This window comes from Streptomyces sparsogenes (genome assembly GCF_001704635.1).
Lineage (GTDB): Bacteria > Actinomycetota > Actinomycetes > Streptomycetales > Streptomycetaceae > Streptomyces > Streptomyces sparsogenes.
The window spans coordinates 1-15571 of sequence record NZ_MAXF01000100.1; the positions used below are offsets into that span (position 1 = coordinate 1).

At 71.4% G+C, this 15571-nt stretch carries 18 protein-coding genes; 13 read left to right on the forward strand and 5 right to left on the reverse strand.

The features are described from left to right. The 3 genes from BBH68_RS21310 to BBH68_RS21320 form a co-directional block, all read left to right on the forward strand. Nucleotides 1–576: ABC transporter ATP-binding protein (locus BBH68_RS21310; RefSeq protein WP_141713037.1), on the forward strand; the 576-nt coding region annotated here is incomplete at its 5' end. A 20-nt stretch (nt 577–596) separates the two neighbouring features. Then, nucleotides 597–1670, forward strand: coding sequence for an ABC transporter ATP-binding protein (locus tag BBH68_RS21315; RefSeq protein WP_065965057.1), 1074 nt, complete (start codon nt 597–599; stop codon nt 1668–1670). Nucleotides 1671–1747: 77 nt separating this feature from the next. Then, a complete protein-coding gene (locus BBH68_RS21320) occupies nt 1748–2407 on the forward strand; it encodes a trimeric intracellular cation channel family protein (protein WP_065964948.1) in 660 nt (219 codons plus the stop codon). Nucleotides 2408–2479: 72 nt separating this feature from the next. Here BBH68_RS21320 and BBH68_RS21325 read toward each other — a convergent pair whose 3' ends face one another. Beyond that, nucleotides 2480–2935 carry an ester cyclase gene (locus BBH68_RS21325; RefSeq protein ID WP_065964949.1) on the reverse strand — a complete coding sequence of 152 codons (456 nt, stop codon included), beginning with the start codon at nt 2933–2935 and terminating at the stop codon, nt 2480–2482. 109 nt (nt 2936–3044) lie between these two features. Here BBH68_RS21325 and BBH68_RS21330 point away from each other — a divergent pair, with 109 nt between their 5' ends. Further along, nucleotides 3045–3965, forward strand: coding sequence for an SRPBCC family protein (locus tag BBH68_RS21330; RefSeq protein WP_065964950.1), 921 nt, complete (start codon nt 3045–3047; stop codon nt 3963–3965). 77 nt (nt 3966–4042) lie between these two features. Here the strand turns inward: BBH68_RS21330 and BBH68_RS21335 are convergent, their stop codons facing one another. Further along, nucleotides 4043–4885, reverse strand: a complete 843-nt coding sequence (locus BBH68_RS21335) for an alpha/beta fold hydrolase (RefSeq protein ID WP_065964952.1) — start codon at nt 4883–4885, stop codon at nt 4043–4045. A 60-nt stretch (nt 4886–4945) separates the two neighbouring features. After that, nucleotides 4946–5332 (reverse strand): carboxymuconolactone decarboxylase family protein, encoded by a 387-nt coding sequence (locus BBH68_RS21340; RefSeq protein ID WP_065965059.1) that lies wholly within the window; start codon nt 5330–5332, stop codon nt 4946–4948. Nucleotides 5333–5565: 233 nt separating this feature from the next. Between BBH68_RS21340 and BBH68_RS21345 the strand changes: the two genes are divergently transcribed. Further along, complete coding sequence (locus tag BBH68_RS21345) at nt 5566–6735, forward strand: cysteine desulfurase family protein (RefSeq protein WP_065965062.1); 1170 nt, start codon at nt 5566–5568, stop codon at nt 6733–6735. On the opposite strand, the gene BBH68_RS21350 is transcribed toward BBH68_RS21345, so the two are convergent. Next, entirely contained in the window at nt 6732–7472 is a 741-nt protein-coding gene (locus tag BBH68_RS21350) for an N-acetylmuramoyl-L-alanine amidase (protein WP_245738199.1), read from the reverse strand. The two genes, BBH68_RS21345 and BBH68_RS21350, sit on opposite strands and share 4 nt — an antisense overlap. A 187-nt stretch (nt 7473–7659) precedes the next feature. Between BBH68_RS21350 and BBH68_RS21355 the strand changes: the two genes are divergently transcribed. Then, on the forward strand, nt 7660–8562 hold the full coding sequence (locus BBH68_RS21355) for a TIGR03619 family F420-dependent LLM class oxidoreductase (RefSeq protein ID WP_065964954.1): 903 nt from the start codon (nt 7660–7662) through the stop codon (nt 8560–8562). Between the two features lie 235 nt (nt 8563–8797). After that, nucleotides 8798–9955, forward strand: a complete 1158-nt coding sequence (gene mnmA, locus BBH68_RS21360; RefSeq protein WP_065964956.1) for a tRNA 2-thiouridine(34) synthase MnmA — start codon at nt 8798–8800, stop codon at nt 9953–9955. A gap of 23 nt (nt 9956–9978) precedes the next feature. Here mnmA and BBH68_RS21365 read toward each other — a convergent pair whose 3' ends face one another. Beyond that, complete coding sequence (locus BBH68_RS21365) at nt 9979–10539, reverse strand: Uma2 family endonuclease (RefSeq protein ID WP_158080295.1); 561 nt, start codon at nt 10537–10539, stop codon at nt 9979–9981. Between the two features lie 245 nt (nt 10540–10784). On the opposite strand from BBH68_RS21365, the gene BBH68_RS21370 reads away from it, so the two are divergent. The 6 genes from BBH68_RS21370 (at nt 10785) to BBH68_RS21395 (ending at nt 15571) form a co-directional block, all read left to right on the forward strand. After that, entirely contained in the window at nt 10785–11390 is a 606-nt protein-coding gene (locus BBH68_RS21370; RefSeq protein ID WP_065964960.1) for a hypothetical protein, read from the forward strand. 54 nt (nt 11391–11444) lie between these two features. Beyond that, nucleotides 11445–11810: an ArsR/SmtB family transcription factor gene (locus BBH68_RS21375; RefSeq protein ID WP_065964962.1), complete on the forward strand. Its 366-nt coding sequence runs from the start codon at nt 11445–11447 to the stop codon at nt 11808–11810. Between the two features lie 5 nt (nt 11811–11815). After that, nucleotides 11816–12301 carry an SRPBCC family protein gene (locus BBH68_RS21380; RefSeq protein WP_065964966.1) on the forward strand — a complete coding sequence of 162 codons (486 nt, stop codon included), beginning with the start codon at nt 11816–11818 and terminating at the stop codon, nt 12299–12301. 252 nt (nt 12302–12553) lie between these two features. Continuing rightward, nucleotides 12554–13090, forward strand: coding sequence for an allene oxide cyclase barrel-like domain-containing protein (locus BBH68_RS21385; protein WP_211301778.1), 537 nt, complete (start codon nt 12554–12556; stop codon nt 13088–13090). A gap of 349 nt (nt 13091–13439) precedes the next feature. Then, a complete protein-coding gene (locus tag BBH68_RS21390) occupies nt 13440–14729 on the forward strand; it encodes an AAA family ATPase (RefSeq protein WP_245738200.1) in 1290 nt (429 codons plus the stop codon). Beyond that, nucleotides 14726–15571, forward strand: coding sequence for an RloB family protein (locus tag BBH68_RS21395; RefSeq protein ID WP_065964967.1), 846 nt, complete (start codon nt 14726–14728; stop codon nt 15569–15571). The genes BBH68_RS21390 and BBH68_RS21395 overlap by 4 nt, the downstream gene beginning before the upstream one ends.

Below are 15571 nucleotides of genomic sequence, written 5' to 3' on the forward strand. Positions count from 1 at the left end.
ACAGCTACCCAGTTCTCCGGCGGTATGCGGCAGCGCGCCATGATCGCGATGGCCCTGGTCAACAACCCCGAGCTGCTGATCGCCGACGAGCCGACCACCGCCCTGGACGTCACCGTGCAGGCGCAGATCCTCGACCTCGTCCGGGACCTGCAGAAGGAGTTCGGCTCCGCGGTCATCGTCATCACCCACGACCTGGGCGTCGTCGCCGAGCTGGCCGACGACCTGCTGGTGATGTACGGCGGGCGCTGCGTCGAGCGCGGCCCGGCCGAGAAGGTCTTCTACGAGCCCCAGCACCCCTACACCTGGGGCCTGCTCGGCTCGATGCCGCGCATCGACCGCGACCAGACCGACCGCCTCATCCCGGTCAAGGGCTCCCCGCCCAGCCTGATCAACGTGCCGTCCGGCTGCGCCTTCCACCCGCGCTGCCCGTACGCGGATGTCCCCAAGGACAACATCACGCGCACGGAGCGGCCGGAGCTGCGCGAGGCCGGGGGCGGCGGGCACTTCTCCGCGTGCCACATGACGCAGGAGGAGCGCACGCGGATCTGGACCGAAGAGATTGCGCCGAAGCTGTGACGGACACGAAGGATCCGAAGATGACGGTCCCGGAGCAGGCGACCACCACCCCCGAGCCCCTGCTCAAGGTGTCCGGCCTGGTCAAGCACTTCCCCCTCAAGAAGGGGCTGCTGCAGCGGCAGGCCGGCGCGGTGCAGGCGGTGGACGGCCTCGACTTCGACGTACGGCCCGGGGAGACCCTGGGCGTGGTGGGCGAGTCGGGCTGCGGCAAGTCCACCATGGGGCGGCTGATCACCCGGCTGCTCGAACCCACCCGAGGGAAGATCGAGTTCGAGGGCAAGGACATCACGCACCTCGGCACCGCCGGGATGCGGCCGATGCGCCGCGACGTCCAGATGATCTTCCAGGACCCGTACTCCTCGCTGAACCCCCGGCACACGGTCGGCTCCATCGTCGGGGCGCCCTTCCGGCTCCAGGGCGTCAAGCCGGAGGGCGGTGTCAAGGCGGAGGTGCAGCGGCTGCTGGAGCTGGTGGGCCTGAACCCCGAGCACTACAACCGCTACCCGCACGAGTTCTCCGGCGGCCAGCGGCAGCGCATCGGCATCGCCCGCGCGCTCGCGCTCAAGCCCAAGCTGGTCGTCGCGGACGAGCCGGTCTCGGCGCTGGACGTCTCGATCCAGGCCCAGGTCGTCAACCTGCTGGACGACCTCCAGGACGAGCTCGGCCTCACCTACGTGATCATCGCGCACGACCTGTCGGTCATCCGGCATGTCTCCGACCGGATCGCGGTGATGTACCTCGGCAAGATCGTCGAGCTGGCGGACCGCAAGGCCCTGTACGAGCGCCCCATGCACCCGTACACCAAGGCGCTGCTCTCGGCGGTGCCGGTGCCGGATCCCAAGCGGCGCGCCAAGCGGGAGCGGATCCTGCTCAAGGGCGATGTGCCCTCGCCGATCTCGCCGCCGTCCGGCTGCCGCTTCCACACCCGGTGCTGGAAGGCGACCGAGGTGTGCAAGCAGCAGGAGCCGCCGCTGGTCGCGCTGGAGACCGGACACCAGGTGGCCTGCCACCACCCGGAGAACGCGTCAGACCAGGCGCCGGCGGAGAAGCCCGGCCCCGAGGCGGCGGCGAAGGTGGAGAAGAAGGCGGAGTAGGGGAGCAGGGGAGCAGCGGACGGAGCCGAGGGCTGGGCGGCCCGGCGATGAGAAAATCCGATGAGTAAAAATGTCGGGTGTTCATCGATCTGTTCAGCCCGTCCGTCCAGCACTCACTGGACCTCGCCGGGATCTTCGTCTTCGCGATATCCGGCGCGCTGCTCGGCGTGCGCAAGAACTTCGACATCGTCGGCATGGCGCTGCTCGCGGAGGTCACCGCGCTGGGCGGCGGGGTGTTCCGCGATCTGGTGATCGGCGCCGTGCCGCCGGCCGCCTTCACCGACCTCGGCTACTTCCTGACCCCGCTCATCGCCACCGTCATCGTCTTCTTCCTCCACCCCGAGGTGGAACGGATCACGGCGGCGGTGGGCGTCTTCGACGCGGCCGGGCTGGGGCTGTTCTGCGTCGCCGGCACGACGAAGGCGTACGACCACGGGCTCGGCCTCACCTTCTGCGCCGTCCTCGGGATGACCACCGCGATCGGCGGCGGCGTGCTGCGCGACCTCCTCGCCCACGAGGTGCCGTCGGTGCTGCGCTGGGACCGCGACCTGTACGTGGTCCCGTCCATCGTGGGCGCGACGATCGCGGCAGTCCTCATCCGCTTCGACGCGCTGACGGGCTCCACCAGCGCCCTGGCGGCCGCCGTCGCGTTCCTGGTCCGGCTGCTGGCGATGCGGTTCGGCTGGCGCGCGCCGCGCGCGTGGAACCGGCGCAGCACGGCGGCCGAGGAGGTCTGAGGCCGGCGCGGGGCCGGCCAGGGGGCGGATACGGGAGCGGACAAGGGCCGAGCGGGCCCGGGGCAGGGCTGGTCAGGGCGCGGTCGGCGGCTCGATGAGCCCGAGCTGGGCGAGCTGGGACAGCGCGTCGTAGAAGTACTCGCCACCCACCACCCGCCCGTCCGCGTCGTAGTGCAGGATCTCGCAGATCGTCATCCGCATCGGCCTGTGGGTGGGCGGCACCCCGGGGATCAGCTCGCCGTCGTTGACGCCTCGGCCCTCGAAGACCGCGATGGTGTGGTCCCCGGCGTCGTAGAAGCGCTCCTCCTCGACATGGACGTCGGAGAAGGCGACCGCCGCCCGCCGGGAGTGCTCCACCACCCCCTCCACCCCCTTGATGACCTCCCCCCTGGGGTGGTCGACGAACACCACGTCCGGGCTGAAGGGGAGGGCGGCGGCAGCCCAGTCGCGGGCCCGGAACGCCTGGGTCAGCTTCTTGTGCGTGTCGAGATTGCGCGTGTCGGGATTGCGCGTGTCGGGATTGCTCACCGGCGAAGCCTCGCAGGACTCCCTCAGCATCGGCTCAGGGCTCGGTCAGCCCCCGGCGGCACCCACCGTGGTTGTATGGCGATGAGCCCTGAACGAGGGAGGACGCGCTGTGAAGGACACGCTGAGCTCGACCGAGGGCGGCCGCTCGGCCCTGCGCCTGGAGCGGCGGATCGCCCGCCCGCCGGAGGAGGTCTGGCGGGCCCTGACCGAGCCCGCCCTGATGGCGCGGTGGTTCCCCGCCGAGGTCCGGCTGGAGGCGCGGGTCGGCGGGCGGATGGACTTCGTCTTCCCCGGGCAGGACGTACCCGACACCCAGGGGACGGTCACGGAGCTCGACCCGCCGCGCGTCTTCGCCTTCACCTGGGGCGCCGACCAGCTCCGCTGGGAACTGCGGCCGGAGGGCGACGGCTGTGCCCTGACCCTCACCCACACCTTCCGCGACCGCTTCGGCGCGGCCAGCTTCGCCTCCGGCTGGCACACCTGCGTCTCGGCGCTCGCCACGCTGGTGGAAGGGGTGGAACCCGGCGGCCCGGCGGGCACCGCCGACCCTGGTGACACGGCCGGCCCGGCCGGCCCGGCTGACATGGCCGAGCTGCACGAGCGCTACGTCGAGGCGTTCGGCCTGGCCGAGGGCGTCGTCGAGGCCGCCGAGGACGGCTGGCGGCTGCGGTTCGAGCGCCAGCTCGTCCGCCCGGTCGAGACGGTGTGGCAGGCGCTGACCGGCCCGTCCGGCACCGGGGAGCCCGTGGTGGGCGGCCCGGTGCCGATCGGATTCCGTACGGACGCGGTGCCGCCCGGCCCGGTCGCGGATGTCGCCCCGCCCCGCGAGCTGTCCTACGACTGGCTGCGCGGCGGCCACCCGGCCGGGCGGGTCCGCTGGCGGCTGACCGACGGCACCGGGCACGGCGCCCGACTGATCCTCACCCAGACCGGCCCGCCCGAGGCGGGGGAGGAGCGGGACGCGGCGCTGGCCGCCTGGCGCAAGCACATCGCGCTGCTGGCCGCGAAGCTGCTGTACGCGCGGGGCTGAGCCGCCGACTCGACCGGCGCGTGGATCGTCCGGCCCGCTGCCGGACGGCCCACTGTCCGGCCTGCCGCCGGACGGCTCTACTCGCCGAGGAAGCCCAGCAGCGCCGCCGTGAGCTCGGCGGGGGCATCCTCCTGGACGAGATGGCCCGCGCCCTCGAACATCCGCAGCCGCGCGCCGGGGATCGCGTCGGCCAGCTCCCGCCCCCGCTCCGGCGGCAGCCAGGTGTCGGCGGCGCCCCAGCAGACCAGCACGGGCAGGTCCAGCTCGCCGTAGCGGCCCTGGATCTCGTCGGTGAAGCGCTGGTCGTTCTGCGCCATCTGCCGGTACAGCGCGGCCTGTCCCTCGTCGCCGCACCACGGTTCGACCAGCCGGTCCAGGACGGCGGGGTGCAGCCCGGGGCCGCTGGCCGAGGCCACGTACTCGCGCACCAGGGCCCGGTGCAGCCCGGGCGGCAGCCGCTCGAAGACCCCGGCGTGGTCGCCGAGCAGCCGGTAGGTGTCCGTGCCCCAGGGGCCCAGGGTCACCGCGTCGACCAGGGCCAGCCGCTCGTAGCGCGCGCCGTGCAGCAGATGGGCGCGGAGGGCGACGCAGCCGCCGAAGTCGTGGGCGACGACGGACGGCGCCGGCCCGGGGCCGGTCAGCCCCCAGTGGTCCAGCAGCTCGGTGAAGACCCGGGCCTGGGCCGCCAGGGAGACGTCCTGCCCCGCCCGCTTCTCCGAGGCGCCGTAGCCGGGCATGTCCCAGACGAAGACCCGGTGGCGGTCGGCGAGTGAACGGGCCACGGCGCGCCATATGTACGAGGAGAAGGGCGTGCCGTGGAGGAGGACGACCGGCGGGCGGTCGGGGGCGCCGAGCGCGGCCCAGCGGACCTCGCCGGAGGAGCTGTGGTGGGTGTGGTCCAGTTCCCAGTCGCCTGTCATGAGCAAAACGCTAGTTGCTCATGACAGGCCCTGTCGAGCCCGTCCGGTCAGCCCGTCCTGTCAGCCCTCGGCGGCGGCGTCGCCACCGGGGACGGGCAGCAGCCCGCGCTCGCCGAAGACCTTCTTGGCGACGAAGGTGGCGTTGAGCGCCTTGGGGATGCCGCAGTAGACCGCCGCGTGCAGCAGCGCCTCGGTGATCTCGGTCGTGGTGAGGCCCACGTTCAGCGCGGCGTTGATGTGCACCTCGAGCTGCGGCTCGCAGCCGCCGAGGGCGGTGAGTATGCCGAGGGTGACCAGCTGCCGGTCCCGGGGGGCCAGCTCGGGGCGGGCGTACATGTCGCCGAAGGCCCAGGCGGCCACCTGGTGGCCCAGCTCGGGGGAGATGTCGGCCAGCGAGTCGACCACTCGCTCCCCCACCTCGCCGTCGATCCGGCTGAGCACCTCCATGCCGTACTCGAAGCGCTCCTGCTTGATCTTGTCGTTCTTGGCCGTGTCGTTCTTTACCGTGTCGTTCTTGGCCTTGCTGTTCTTGGCCTCGTCGTTCGCGTTGCTCATGCGGAGAAACGTAGGAGTTGGAGCACACTCCAAGGCAAGCGGCCGGGCACCGGGCCGCCCGCCCCCCTGTGCCCGGCATGCGCCCGGCACGCGCCCCCGCCGTGGCTCGTAGAATCGTGCTCACCATGGTTTACCTCGACCACGCCGCCACCACCCCGATGCTTCCGGAGGCGGTGCAGGCGATGACCGCCCAGCTCGCCGTCACCGGTAACGCCTCCTCGCTGCACGCCGCCGGCCGCCGGGCGCGCCGTACGGTCGAGGAGTCCCGCGAATCGCTCGCCTCCTCACTGGGCGCGCGCCCGAGCGAGGTCGTCTTCACCTCGGGCGGGACCGAGGCCGACAACCTCGCGGTCAAGGGACTGTACTGGTCCCGCAGGGACGCCGACCCCGCCCGCACCCGCCTGCTCGCCAGCCCCGTCGAGCACCACGCCGTCCTCGACGCCGTCGACTGGCTCGCCGAGCACGAGGGCGCGCGGGTCGAGTGGCTGCCCGTGGACGGATACGGGCGGGTCCACCCCGACGCGCTGCGCGAGGCGATCGCCCGCGATCCCTCGGATGTCGCCCTCGCGACCGTCATGTGGGCCAACAACGAGATCGGCACGGTCATGCCGGTGCGGGAACTGGCCGCCGTGGCGGCCGAGTTCGACATTCCGCTGCATGCCGACGCCGTCCAGGCCTTCGGCCAGCTCGACCTCGACTTCGCCGCCTCCGGCCTGGCCGCGATGACGGTCAGCGGCCACAAGATAGGCGGCCCGTACGGCATCGGCGCGCTGATCCTCGGCCGTGAGTGGACCCCGGCGCCACTGCTGCACGGCGGCGGCCAGGAGCGCCAGGTGCGCTCCGGCACCCTCGACACCCCGGCCGTCGCGGCCTTCGCGGTCGCCGCCGCCCACGCCGCCGCCCACCGCGAGCAGTTCGCCCGCGAGATCGGCGCCCTGCGCGACGCGCTGATCAGCGCCGTCCGGACGGCCGTCCCCGACGCGATCCTGGGCGGCGACCCGGACCCGGCCGGCCGCCTCCCGGCCAACGCCCACTTCTCCTTCCCCGGCTGCGAGGGCGATTCGCTGCTCCTGCTGCTGGACGCGCGGGGCATCGAGTGCTCGACCGGCTCGGCCTGCACCGCCGGCGTCGCCCAGCCCAGCCATGTCGTCCTCGCCACCGGCACCGACCCCGACCTGGCGCGCGGCACCCTGCGCTTCTCGCTCGGCCACACCTCCACCAAGGCGGACGTGGAGGCGGTGGCGGAGGCAATCGGCCCGGTGGTCGAGCGGGCGCGCGGCGCGGGCCTGAGCTAGGCCCTGTTGCCCGTCGTCTCCCGCCCGTCCATGGCCGCCCGGACCAGCCGCAGATAGCGGTCCCAGTCCCAGTGCGGCCCGGGGTCGGTGTGGTCGGTGCCCGGCACCTCGGAGTGGTTGACGAGGTGCTCGCGGTCCGCCGGGAATCCGTACCGCTCGCAGATCCGGGCCGTCAGCCGCGCCGACGCGCGGTACATCCGGTCCGTGAAGGAGCTAGGCCGGTCCACGAACCCCTCGTGCTCGATGCCGACGCTGCGCTCGTTGTACGCGCGGTTTCCCGCGTGGAAGGCGACGTCCAGCTCCCGGACCGTCTGCGCGATCGCCCCGTCGCGGCGCACCACATAGTGCGCCGCGGCGCGGTGGCCCGGGTTCCGGAACGCCGCCAGCGCGTCGGAGAAGCTGCCCTGGACGACGTGGATCACGACCCGGTCGACGGTGTAGTCGTACGGCCGGTCCGCCCGCCGCCAGTTCGCCGGCGAGGCCGCGTCCCACCGCGCGCCCGGGTAGTCGACCGCGCCCTCCTCGCGCGGCCGGTCCACGCCGGGCAGCCGCCACCACAGCCGCTCCAGGTCGTCCCACGCCGCGTAGCCCACCCCGGCCAGCCCGGCGGCGACCCCGCCGGTCAGCAGCGCCCGCCGCCCGAGGCGCCGCCCGCCGCCGCGCCGCCCTGCGCGGTCGCCCTGCCCGGGGTCCCTGTCGGAGGCGGAGCGCTCCTGGGCGTCCGTGGTCTCGCTCACGGTTCTTTCAACGGGCGGCGAGGCGCGTCCGGTTCCAGCGGGACCGACCGGGATCATCGGACGCGGATGCTCTGAAGTGGAGGATCATGGCCTGAATCCCTCCCCCGACGCGCCGACCGCCCCACCCCCGGGGTAGATGAAAGTTGGACCATATTTGTTCCGGCCACTCGACGAGGAGTGAACCACCATGCGCATCGGCTTCGCGCTTCCCCAGTTCGGCGCTCTGGCGCACCACCCGGAGGACGTCGCCCGGTTCGCCCGGCAGGCCGAGGAGCTGGGCGCGGCGAGCCTGTGGGTCGGCGACCGGCTGCTCGCCCCCGTCCGGCCGACCGTCGGATACGCCGGCACCGACACGATCCCGCCGGAATTCCGCGTCGCCCTGGACCCCTTCGCCCTCCTCGCCACCGCCGCCGCCGTCACCGAGCGGGTCCAGCTGGGCAGCAACGTCATCAACGCCCCCTGGTACCCGCCGGCCGTCCTCGCCCGCTCCCTCACCACCATCGACGCGCTGAGCGCGGGCCGGCTGCTGGTCGGCCTCGGCACCGGCTGGTCCCCGGAGGAGTACGAGGCCGTGAACGTCCCGATGGGCGAGCGCGGCCGCCGCCTGGACGAGACCCTCGACGTCCTGACCGCCTGGTGGACCACCAACCCGGTCGAACACCGCGGCGAGCACTGGACCGTCCCCGCCTCCCACATCGACCTCAAGCCGGCCACCCGCCCCCACCCGCCCGTCTACCTCGGCGGCTTCGTCCCCACCGCCCTCCGCCGGGTGGCCCGGCGCGCCGACGGCTGGCTGCCCATCGCCGTCCCGCCCGGCCCGTTCGACCCCGAGGCCGCCGTCGTCCGCCCGATGCGACGCATCCGGGAGACGGCCGAACGCGAGGGCCGGGACCCCGCCGCGCTCGACGTGATCCTGCGGGTCAACCCCACCTCCGCGGCCACCGCCGAGGACATCGTCACGGTGCTGACCCGGGCGGAGGCGGAGGCGGGCGTGCGGCACGCCTTCGTGGACCTGACGTACGCGGCCAAGGACGTGGACCAGGCGCTGGAGCAGGCGCGTCGCGTCCTGGACCGGGCGGGCGCCCGCTGAGGGGCGGCGCTGGGAGCGGCGCCGAGGAGCGCCCGTCGAGGGACGGCCGCTGAGGGGCGGCCGCCGAAGGACGGAGCAAGCGCGCGCGAAGCACAGGGGCCCAAGGCCATGCCGGCCGCGAGGCCTGCCGTGCGGAGCAAGCGCGCGCGAAGCACAGGGCCTCCGTACCGCCACGGTCCGTGACGTCCCCCTGGGCAACCAGGCCCCCACCTCCAGGGCCTACCCTGGAGGGGTTATGAATGACTTCCCCGGTGCGCCCACAGGTCCCCGCGACGGTCGTCGCCTGCGCGTCCTCGCCGCCATGTCCGGCGGCGTCGACTCCGCCGTCGCGGCCGCCCGCGCGGCCGAGGCGGGCCACGACGTGACCGGCGTCCACCTCGCCCTCTCCGCGAACCCGCAGTCCTTCCGCACCGGCGCCCGCGGCTGTTGCACCATCGAGGACTCGCGCGACGCCCGCCGGGCCGCGGACATCATCGGCATCCCCTTCTACGTGTGGGACCTCGCCGAGCGCTTCCGCGAGGACGTGGTGGAGAACTTCATCTCCGAATACGAGGCCGGGCGCACCCCCAACCCCTGCCTGCGCTGCAACGAGAAGATCAAGTTCGCGGCGCTGCTCGACAAGGCGCTCGCCCTCGGCTTCGACGCCGTCTGCACCGGCCACTACGCCACGATCGTCCACCGCGAGGACGGCACCCGCGAGCTGCACCGGGCCTCGGACATGGCCAAGGACCAGTCGTACGTCCTCGGTGTCCTCGACGAGCGCCAGCTGGCCCACGCCATGTTCCCGCTCGGCGACACCCTCACCACCAAGGACGAGATTCGCGCGGAGGCCGAGCGGCGCGGCCTGGCCGTCGCCAAGAAGCCCGACAGCCACGACATCTGCTTCATCGCCGACGGCGACACCCAGGGTTTCCTCGCCAAGCACCTCGGCACGGCCGAGGGCGACATCGTCGACGAGGACGGCCGCAAGCTCGGCACCCACGAGGGCGCCTACGGCTTCACCATCGGCCAGCGCAAGGGCCTGCGCATCGGCCACCCCGCGCCCGACGGCAAGCCGCGCTACGTCCTGGACATCTCCCCGGTGAACAACACCGTCACCGTCGGCCCGGCCGAGGCCCTCGACGTCACCGCCCTCACCGCCATCACCCCCCGCTGGTGCGGCACCCCGCCCACCGGCCCCGCCACCTACACCGCCCAGCTGCGCGCCCACGGCGGCGAAACCGAGGTGACGGCGGAACCCGTCGCCGGCGGACTGCGCGTCACCTTCACCACCCCGGCCCGCGGCGTGGCCCCCGGCCAGGCGATCGTGCTGTACGACGGCACCCGGGTCGTGGGCTCCGCGACCATCGCGACGACGGAACGGGTGGCGGCCCGGACGGCGTCGGTGAGCTGAGCGGACGCCTTGGCAGGCGCGCCTCAATAGGTGTAGAGCGCCGAGGTGTCGAGGTCGGTGCCGAGCGGTTCACCGAGCGGCACCGGCTCGCCGAAATCCGTCTCCAGCGACGCGCGGTAGTGCTCCCCGCTGGGCAGGGAGTAGAGCAGGCACTTGCCCACGATGGGGTTGACGATCAGGTAGTACGGGATGCCCGCCAGGGCGTACTTCCTGACCTTCTTCACCGTGTCGTTCTCGGGATTGGACTCCGAGACGACCTCGGCTACGAGGATGATCTCGTCGGCGGGAAACTTTGCGAGACGTGTGCCACGGTGGGAAGAGTCGGCGACGGAGATGTCCGGCCGGAGGAGTGTCGTGCCGTGCCACCCCTCGTAGACGGTGTCGACTTCGGTCATGACACACCACTTGGAGGCGAGCTGGGCTCCGATGGCCATGACCATCTGTCCATGAGGGCTGGTAACCACGGTGCTGACGTAAACCTCTCCATCAATCATCTCGGCGTGGTAGTCCGGGAATGCCGCATCGAACTTCTCGAAGCGCCGCATCTGCTCGGTCTGCACTGGGCTCTCCATCTGCGCCGTCATGGTGTGCCCTCCCCTCGTGTCCTGGCCTTTGCCAGGGTAGCCGTGCGTATGCGCTCCCGCAGTCGGTCGGGCCTCGGAGACATCGACCTTTCGCCGCGCGGCGCGTGCGGATCGCGTTCTCGTATCAGGCGGCATGCAGTGCTCCAGAGGTATGTCGGCAGTCCCGGCAGCGGGCGGGCGGGGCGTACGGTGAAAACGGCCCCCCAAACGGCTTCAACTGACCGCACCGTGGCAAAGTCACGCCCATGTTGACCTCGACGCGTGAGCGGCGCAGACCCTTCGCCGCGGCCGCTCTCCTCCTGGGAGCCGTCATATCCCTGACCGCCTGCGGTGAGCAGCGCGGCATGGACTCGGCGGCCGGCATCCCGAACCCGCCGCCCCCGAGTTCCAGCCCGGGCTCCTCCGGCGCCTCCCCCCACGTGGAGCCCGGAGCAGGCGACGGCGCCCCGCACTACAACGAGAACAACGCCGGCCGCCTCCCCGGCGAGATGTCCGCCGACAGCGCGGAGGACGCGCGGAAGGAGGCCGACCGCATCAGACCCGTGCTCAGGCGGCTCTGGAAAGAGAAGAAGTGGGACGTCAAGAGCGTGCGCGCGGCGCTGCTCGAGTTCGGGTACGAGGAGGTGCGGACCGGGGCGGGCGGCAAGCGGCTCGGGGGGACGCTCGACGTGCGGGGGATGGAACCACGCTTCGAGACCGACCACTACGTGACGCCGGAGGGCGCCCGGGTGGGCCTGTGGGTCCATGACGACGCCTGCGTCACGGCCTTCGTGCAGAAGACCAACTTCGAGGTGCGCACGAACGGCCCGTACCTGGAGAGCGGCTGCTTCGAGCCGCCCTTCGCCCACTGAGGAAACGCGTCCAGGGCTTGCGGCCCGGGGTTGACGGGGTTAACGTACAACCAAATGGTTGTAGATGAGCTGAGCGACGAGTCCGTGGACCGCCTGTTCCACGCGCTGGCCGACGCCACCCGCCGCAGCATCCTCCGCCGCTGTGTGCGGGGTGAGTTGTCGGTGTCGCGGCTGGCCGAGGACTACCCGATGAGCTTCGCCGCCGTGCAGAAGCACGTGGCCGTGCTGGAGCGGGCCGGCCTCGTCACCAAGCAGCGCCGTGGGAGGGAGCAGCTCGTGCGGACCGACGCCGAGGCCATAGCCCGCGCGCGGCAGGTGCTCGACGAGCTGGAGGCGACCTGGCGCGGGCGCGTGGACCGGATGGCCCGCCTGCTCGCCCAGGACCCGGAGCCGGACGACAAGACCCCGAAGGAAGGATGAGGCCGATGAGCGTCACCCGTGTGGACAAGGACCTGGACAACCTGACCCTGACCCTGATCGCCGACTTCACCGCCCCCGTCGACCGGGTGTGGCAGCTGTGGGCCGACCCGCGGCAGCTGGAGCGCTGGTGGGGACCGCCGACCTACCCGGCCACGGTCGAGCAGTACGACCTGACCCCGGGTGGCGAGGTCACGTATTTCATGACCGGCCCGGAAGGCGACAAGCACCACGGCTGGTGGCGGGTCGCCTCGGTCAACCCGCCGACCTCCCTCGAATTCCTCGACGGGTTCGCCCACGAGGACGGAAAGCCGAACGACGAGATGCCGACCACCACCATGCGGGTCCGGCTCACCGAGCACGACGGCGGCACCCGGATGGAACTGCGCTCGGTCTTCGACTCCCGGGAGCAGATGGAGCGGATGGCCGAGATGGGCATGGTCGAGGGCCTGCGGCAGGCGGTGGGCCAGATGGACGCCCAGCTCGACGCCTGACGCCGACTCGCCCCCATCCTTGCGTCTCGGGCGCAAGGGAGCCCCGGTGCGCGCCCGCACCGGGGCTTCCGTCATCACCGACCTGGCCGGGAGGCAAGCCAGGGTCTGCCCGGCGCCGGCCGGGGCCCGTTCTCTCCTGCGTCATGCCTTCGTGGTTATAACGCCATAACGGTATTCGTCTTGGATGTTATGAATCGCAAGGCATAGCGTCGAGGTGTTCGCACACGGAGATCGGAATGAGGAGGATTCCCCATGGTCGCCAGCAGCTCAGGGTCCACCGGCGCGCAGCGGAGGGAGTGGCGGAGGAACAACCGGCGGGTGACGCTCGTCAAAACCTTCGCCGTATCGCTGGTCACCGCATTAGTCGGCGTCTGCGCAGTTGGCAGCGCAGACGCCGATGCTCCGGGAAAGGGCCGAGTCGACGTCCTCGAACTAGAAGTTCAGAACGATCAGTACACGAATACTGATCTGGGCCCGACGGGGCCGAGCTTGGGTGACATGTACGTCTACTCCGGCACCGCGATAAAGGACGGTCGAGCAGCCGGACGTGGGGGCGGGTCGTGCCAGGTCATTCATGCTGATGGTGAAGAACTGACGACGCAGTGCCTGATCACGATAGAACTTGAGCGCGGCTCCCTGACGATGCAGTCGCTCTGGGTGAGCGGAACGAATGCGCTCGACATGGCCATCACCGGCGGTACGGGCGACTTCAGCAACGCGAGGGGCACCGCGCGCTACTGGGACATCGCAACGTCGAAGGAGAGGGTGCGGGCCGAGATCCTGCGCTGACCGGCGGTGGGCCGCGCGCCCCACCCGCGGTCGCGTTCGTCGCCCGGGCTCGTCCGTACGCCGGTCCGGGGCTGTCGGACCCGGACCGTCCGCGGGCCGCCGAAGCGCGCACCGGCGATCGATGCCGCGATCCGCGAGATGGCCGGCGGGCGGCCTGCTTCGGGAGTCCGTGCCGGGCGGTCGCAGGGCGGCTATGCCGCAGGCGAGCGGTCCGGCCGAGCGGCGGGATGCGTCAACTCCGGCTGACGTTGCTCTGGCGCATCCAGCAGCCCCATCATAGGCTGTTTCGTGCGGGCTTCCCGCACGAAAGGCCGTAAGGCGGCAATCGAGGCACCGCCTCGCGAGGAGGATGGCCGTGCTGCTCAGCTTCCGGGTGGCCAATCACCGGTCGATCCGCGACGAGCAAGAGCTTTCGCTGGTTGCGACGGAGTTCAATGAGGGCACCGGCCGAGAGACAAGTGCTCGATTCGAGGGCAAACCCGTGTCCGTACTGCCCGCGATCGGCATCTACGGCTCAAATGCGTCGGGCAAGTCCAACGCCCTGAAAGCCCTGCGCTTCATGCGCAAAGCCGTGCTCGAGTCCTTCGCGGACTGGGCCAAGGAACCCGATATCCCCTTTCGCGAGCCCTTCGCGCTCGATCCCGGGGCCCGCGAGGAGACCAGCCTCTTCGAGGTCGAGCTGCTGCTGGGCCGCACCCCGACGCGCTACACCTACGGATTCGAGATCTCCGACGAGCGGGTCGAAGCGGAATGGCTGCACGCCTACCCGTCCGGGCGCCGTCAGATCTGGTTCGACCGTGAGGCCGGGCGGCCGGAGGACGAGGGCGGCGAATTCAAATTCCCCGGTAGCGGGCTGCGGGGCCGCAAGGACGAAATCACCGGCCTCACCAGACCCAACGCCCTCTTCCTCACGGTCGCCGCCGCTCTCAACCACCCCCAGCTCTCCGCCGTGCACCGCTGGTTCGTCGACCACTTGTGGCTGGTCACCTCCCAAGCCGACGTCCCGGCCCGGACCCGCTGGACCCGGGAGCAGCTCAGCCGCCCGGACGCGGAGGGCAAAAAGCTGCGTGATCGTCTCACGCGGCTGCTCGCCGCCGCAGACCTCGGTATCACGGGGATGGACCGCGATCCCGACAGCGGTGAGGTGCGACTGCTGCACCGGACGCCGGACGGGGGCTCGGCCCCCCTGGACTTCTGGAATCAGGAATCTCTGGGCACTCATGCCTGGTTCGCCTTCCTCGGCCCCCTTTTCCACATCCTGGACCGTGGCGGCTCCCTGCTCGCCGATGAACTGGACTCCAGCCTGCACCCGCTACTCGCCGCGGAGGTGATCCGCCTCTTCCACGACGAGCAGGCCAACCCGCGGACCGCGCAGCTTATCTTCACCACCCACGACGCGACCCTGCTCGGCAACGCGACAGCCCAGCGCCCGCTCGACCGGGACCAGGTGTGGATCACGGTCAAGAGCAAGGGAGGGGAGACCGAGCTGTATCCCTTGACGGCAGCGAAGGCACGCCGGGACGAGCCCCTTGAGCGCCGGTATCTCCGTGGCCACTATGGAGGGATTCCCCAGCTGATCACAGGGGAGATCGCACAGGAACTGGCCCGGGTGGAAGAGGAGCTGAAGGCGACAGCGTGAGCAGGGGGCGGAAACAACAACAGGACAATGGCGGGCGGCGCAGGAGGCGCCGCGATCCGGGGGCGCCGGCCCGGTCGCCGCGTGGCCCGGTCAGCGCGTACGGGGACCGGGCCCAGCGGGTCATCTACATCGCCCACGAGGGCGAGAAGACCGAGAAGGATTACCTTCGGCTACTGGAAAGCACCTACCGCACCCGTGAGGGCAAGCGCTCCTTCAGATTCGCCCTGTTTGGAGAGGCCGGCGGCCTGCGCCCGATGGCGACGGTCGACCGGGTGCTGGAAGAGACCGAGCCGCACGACGAGAAGTGGGTCTTCTTCGACCGCGACGCGGCGGACAGCAGGGATACCGAAATCCCGCAGGCCATGCGCAAGGCCGCCAAGAACGGCGTGCAGGTGGTCCTCTCGCACCCGTCCTTCGAGCTGTGGCTGCTGCTCCACTTCCAGCTCTGGACCAGCCAGGAGAGTGGTTTCGACAGTAAGGTCAAAGATCGGCTCCGCCAGCACAAGGACGCCAAGGGCTTTGAGGACTACGACCAGGCGTCCGGCGACCGGGGCAAGGGCATCGACGGCAAGCGGGCGGAGTCACTGCTCGCCTCTGGCCGTGTGAAAAGCGCCATCCGCAACGCACGCAAGCTGGTGAACGCGTGCCAGTACGGGCAGTGCAAGGCCGAGGCCGCCGACGAGGCCGCCGCCTCCCCCATCGACCCGGGCAAGCCCGAGACGTACGACCAGTGGACGAGGCGCAGCGGGCACGCCGGCGGATGCGAGCCACTTAAGCGTGATCCGTCCACCGATGTGTGGCGGCTGCTCGCCGCGCTGGAGATCGACGGCGAGGACGAGTGA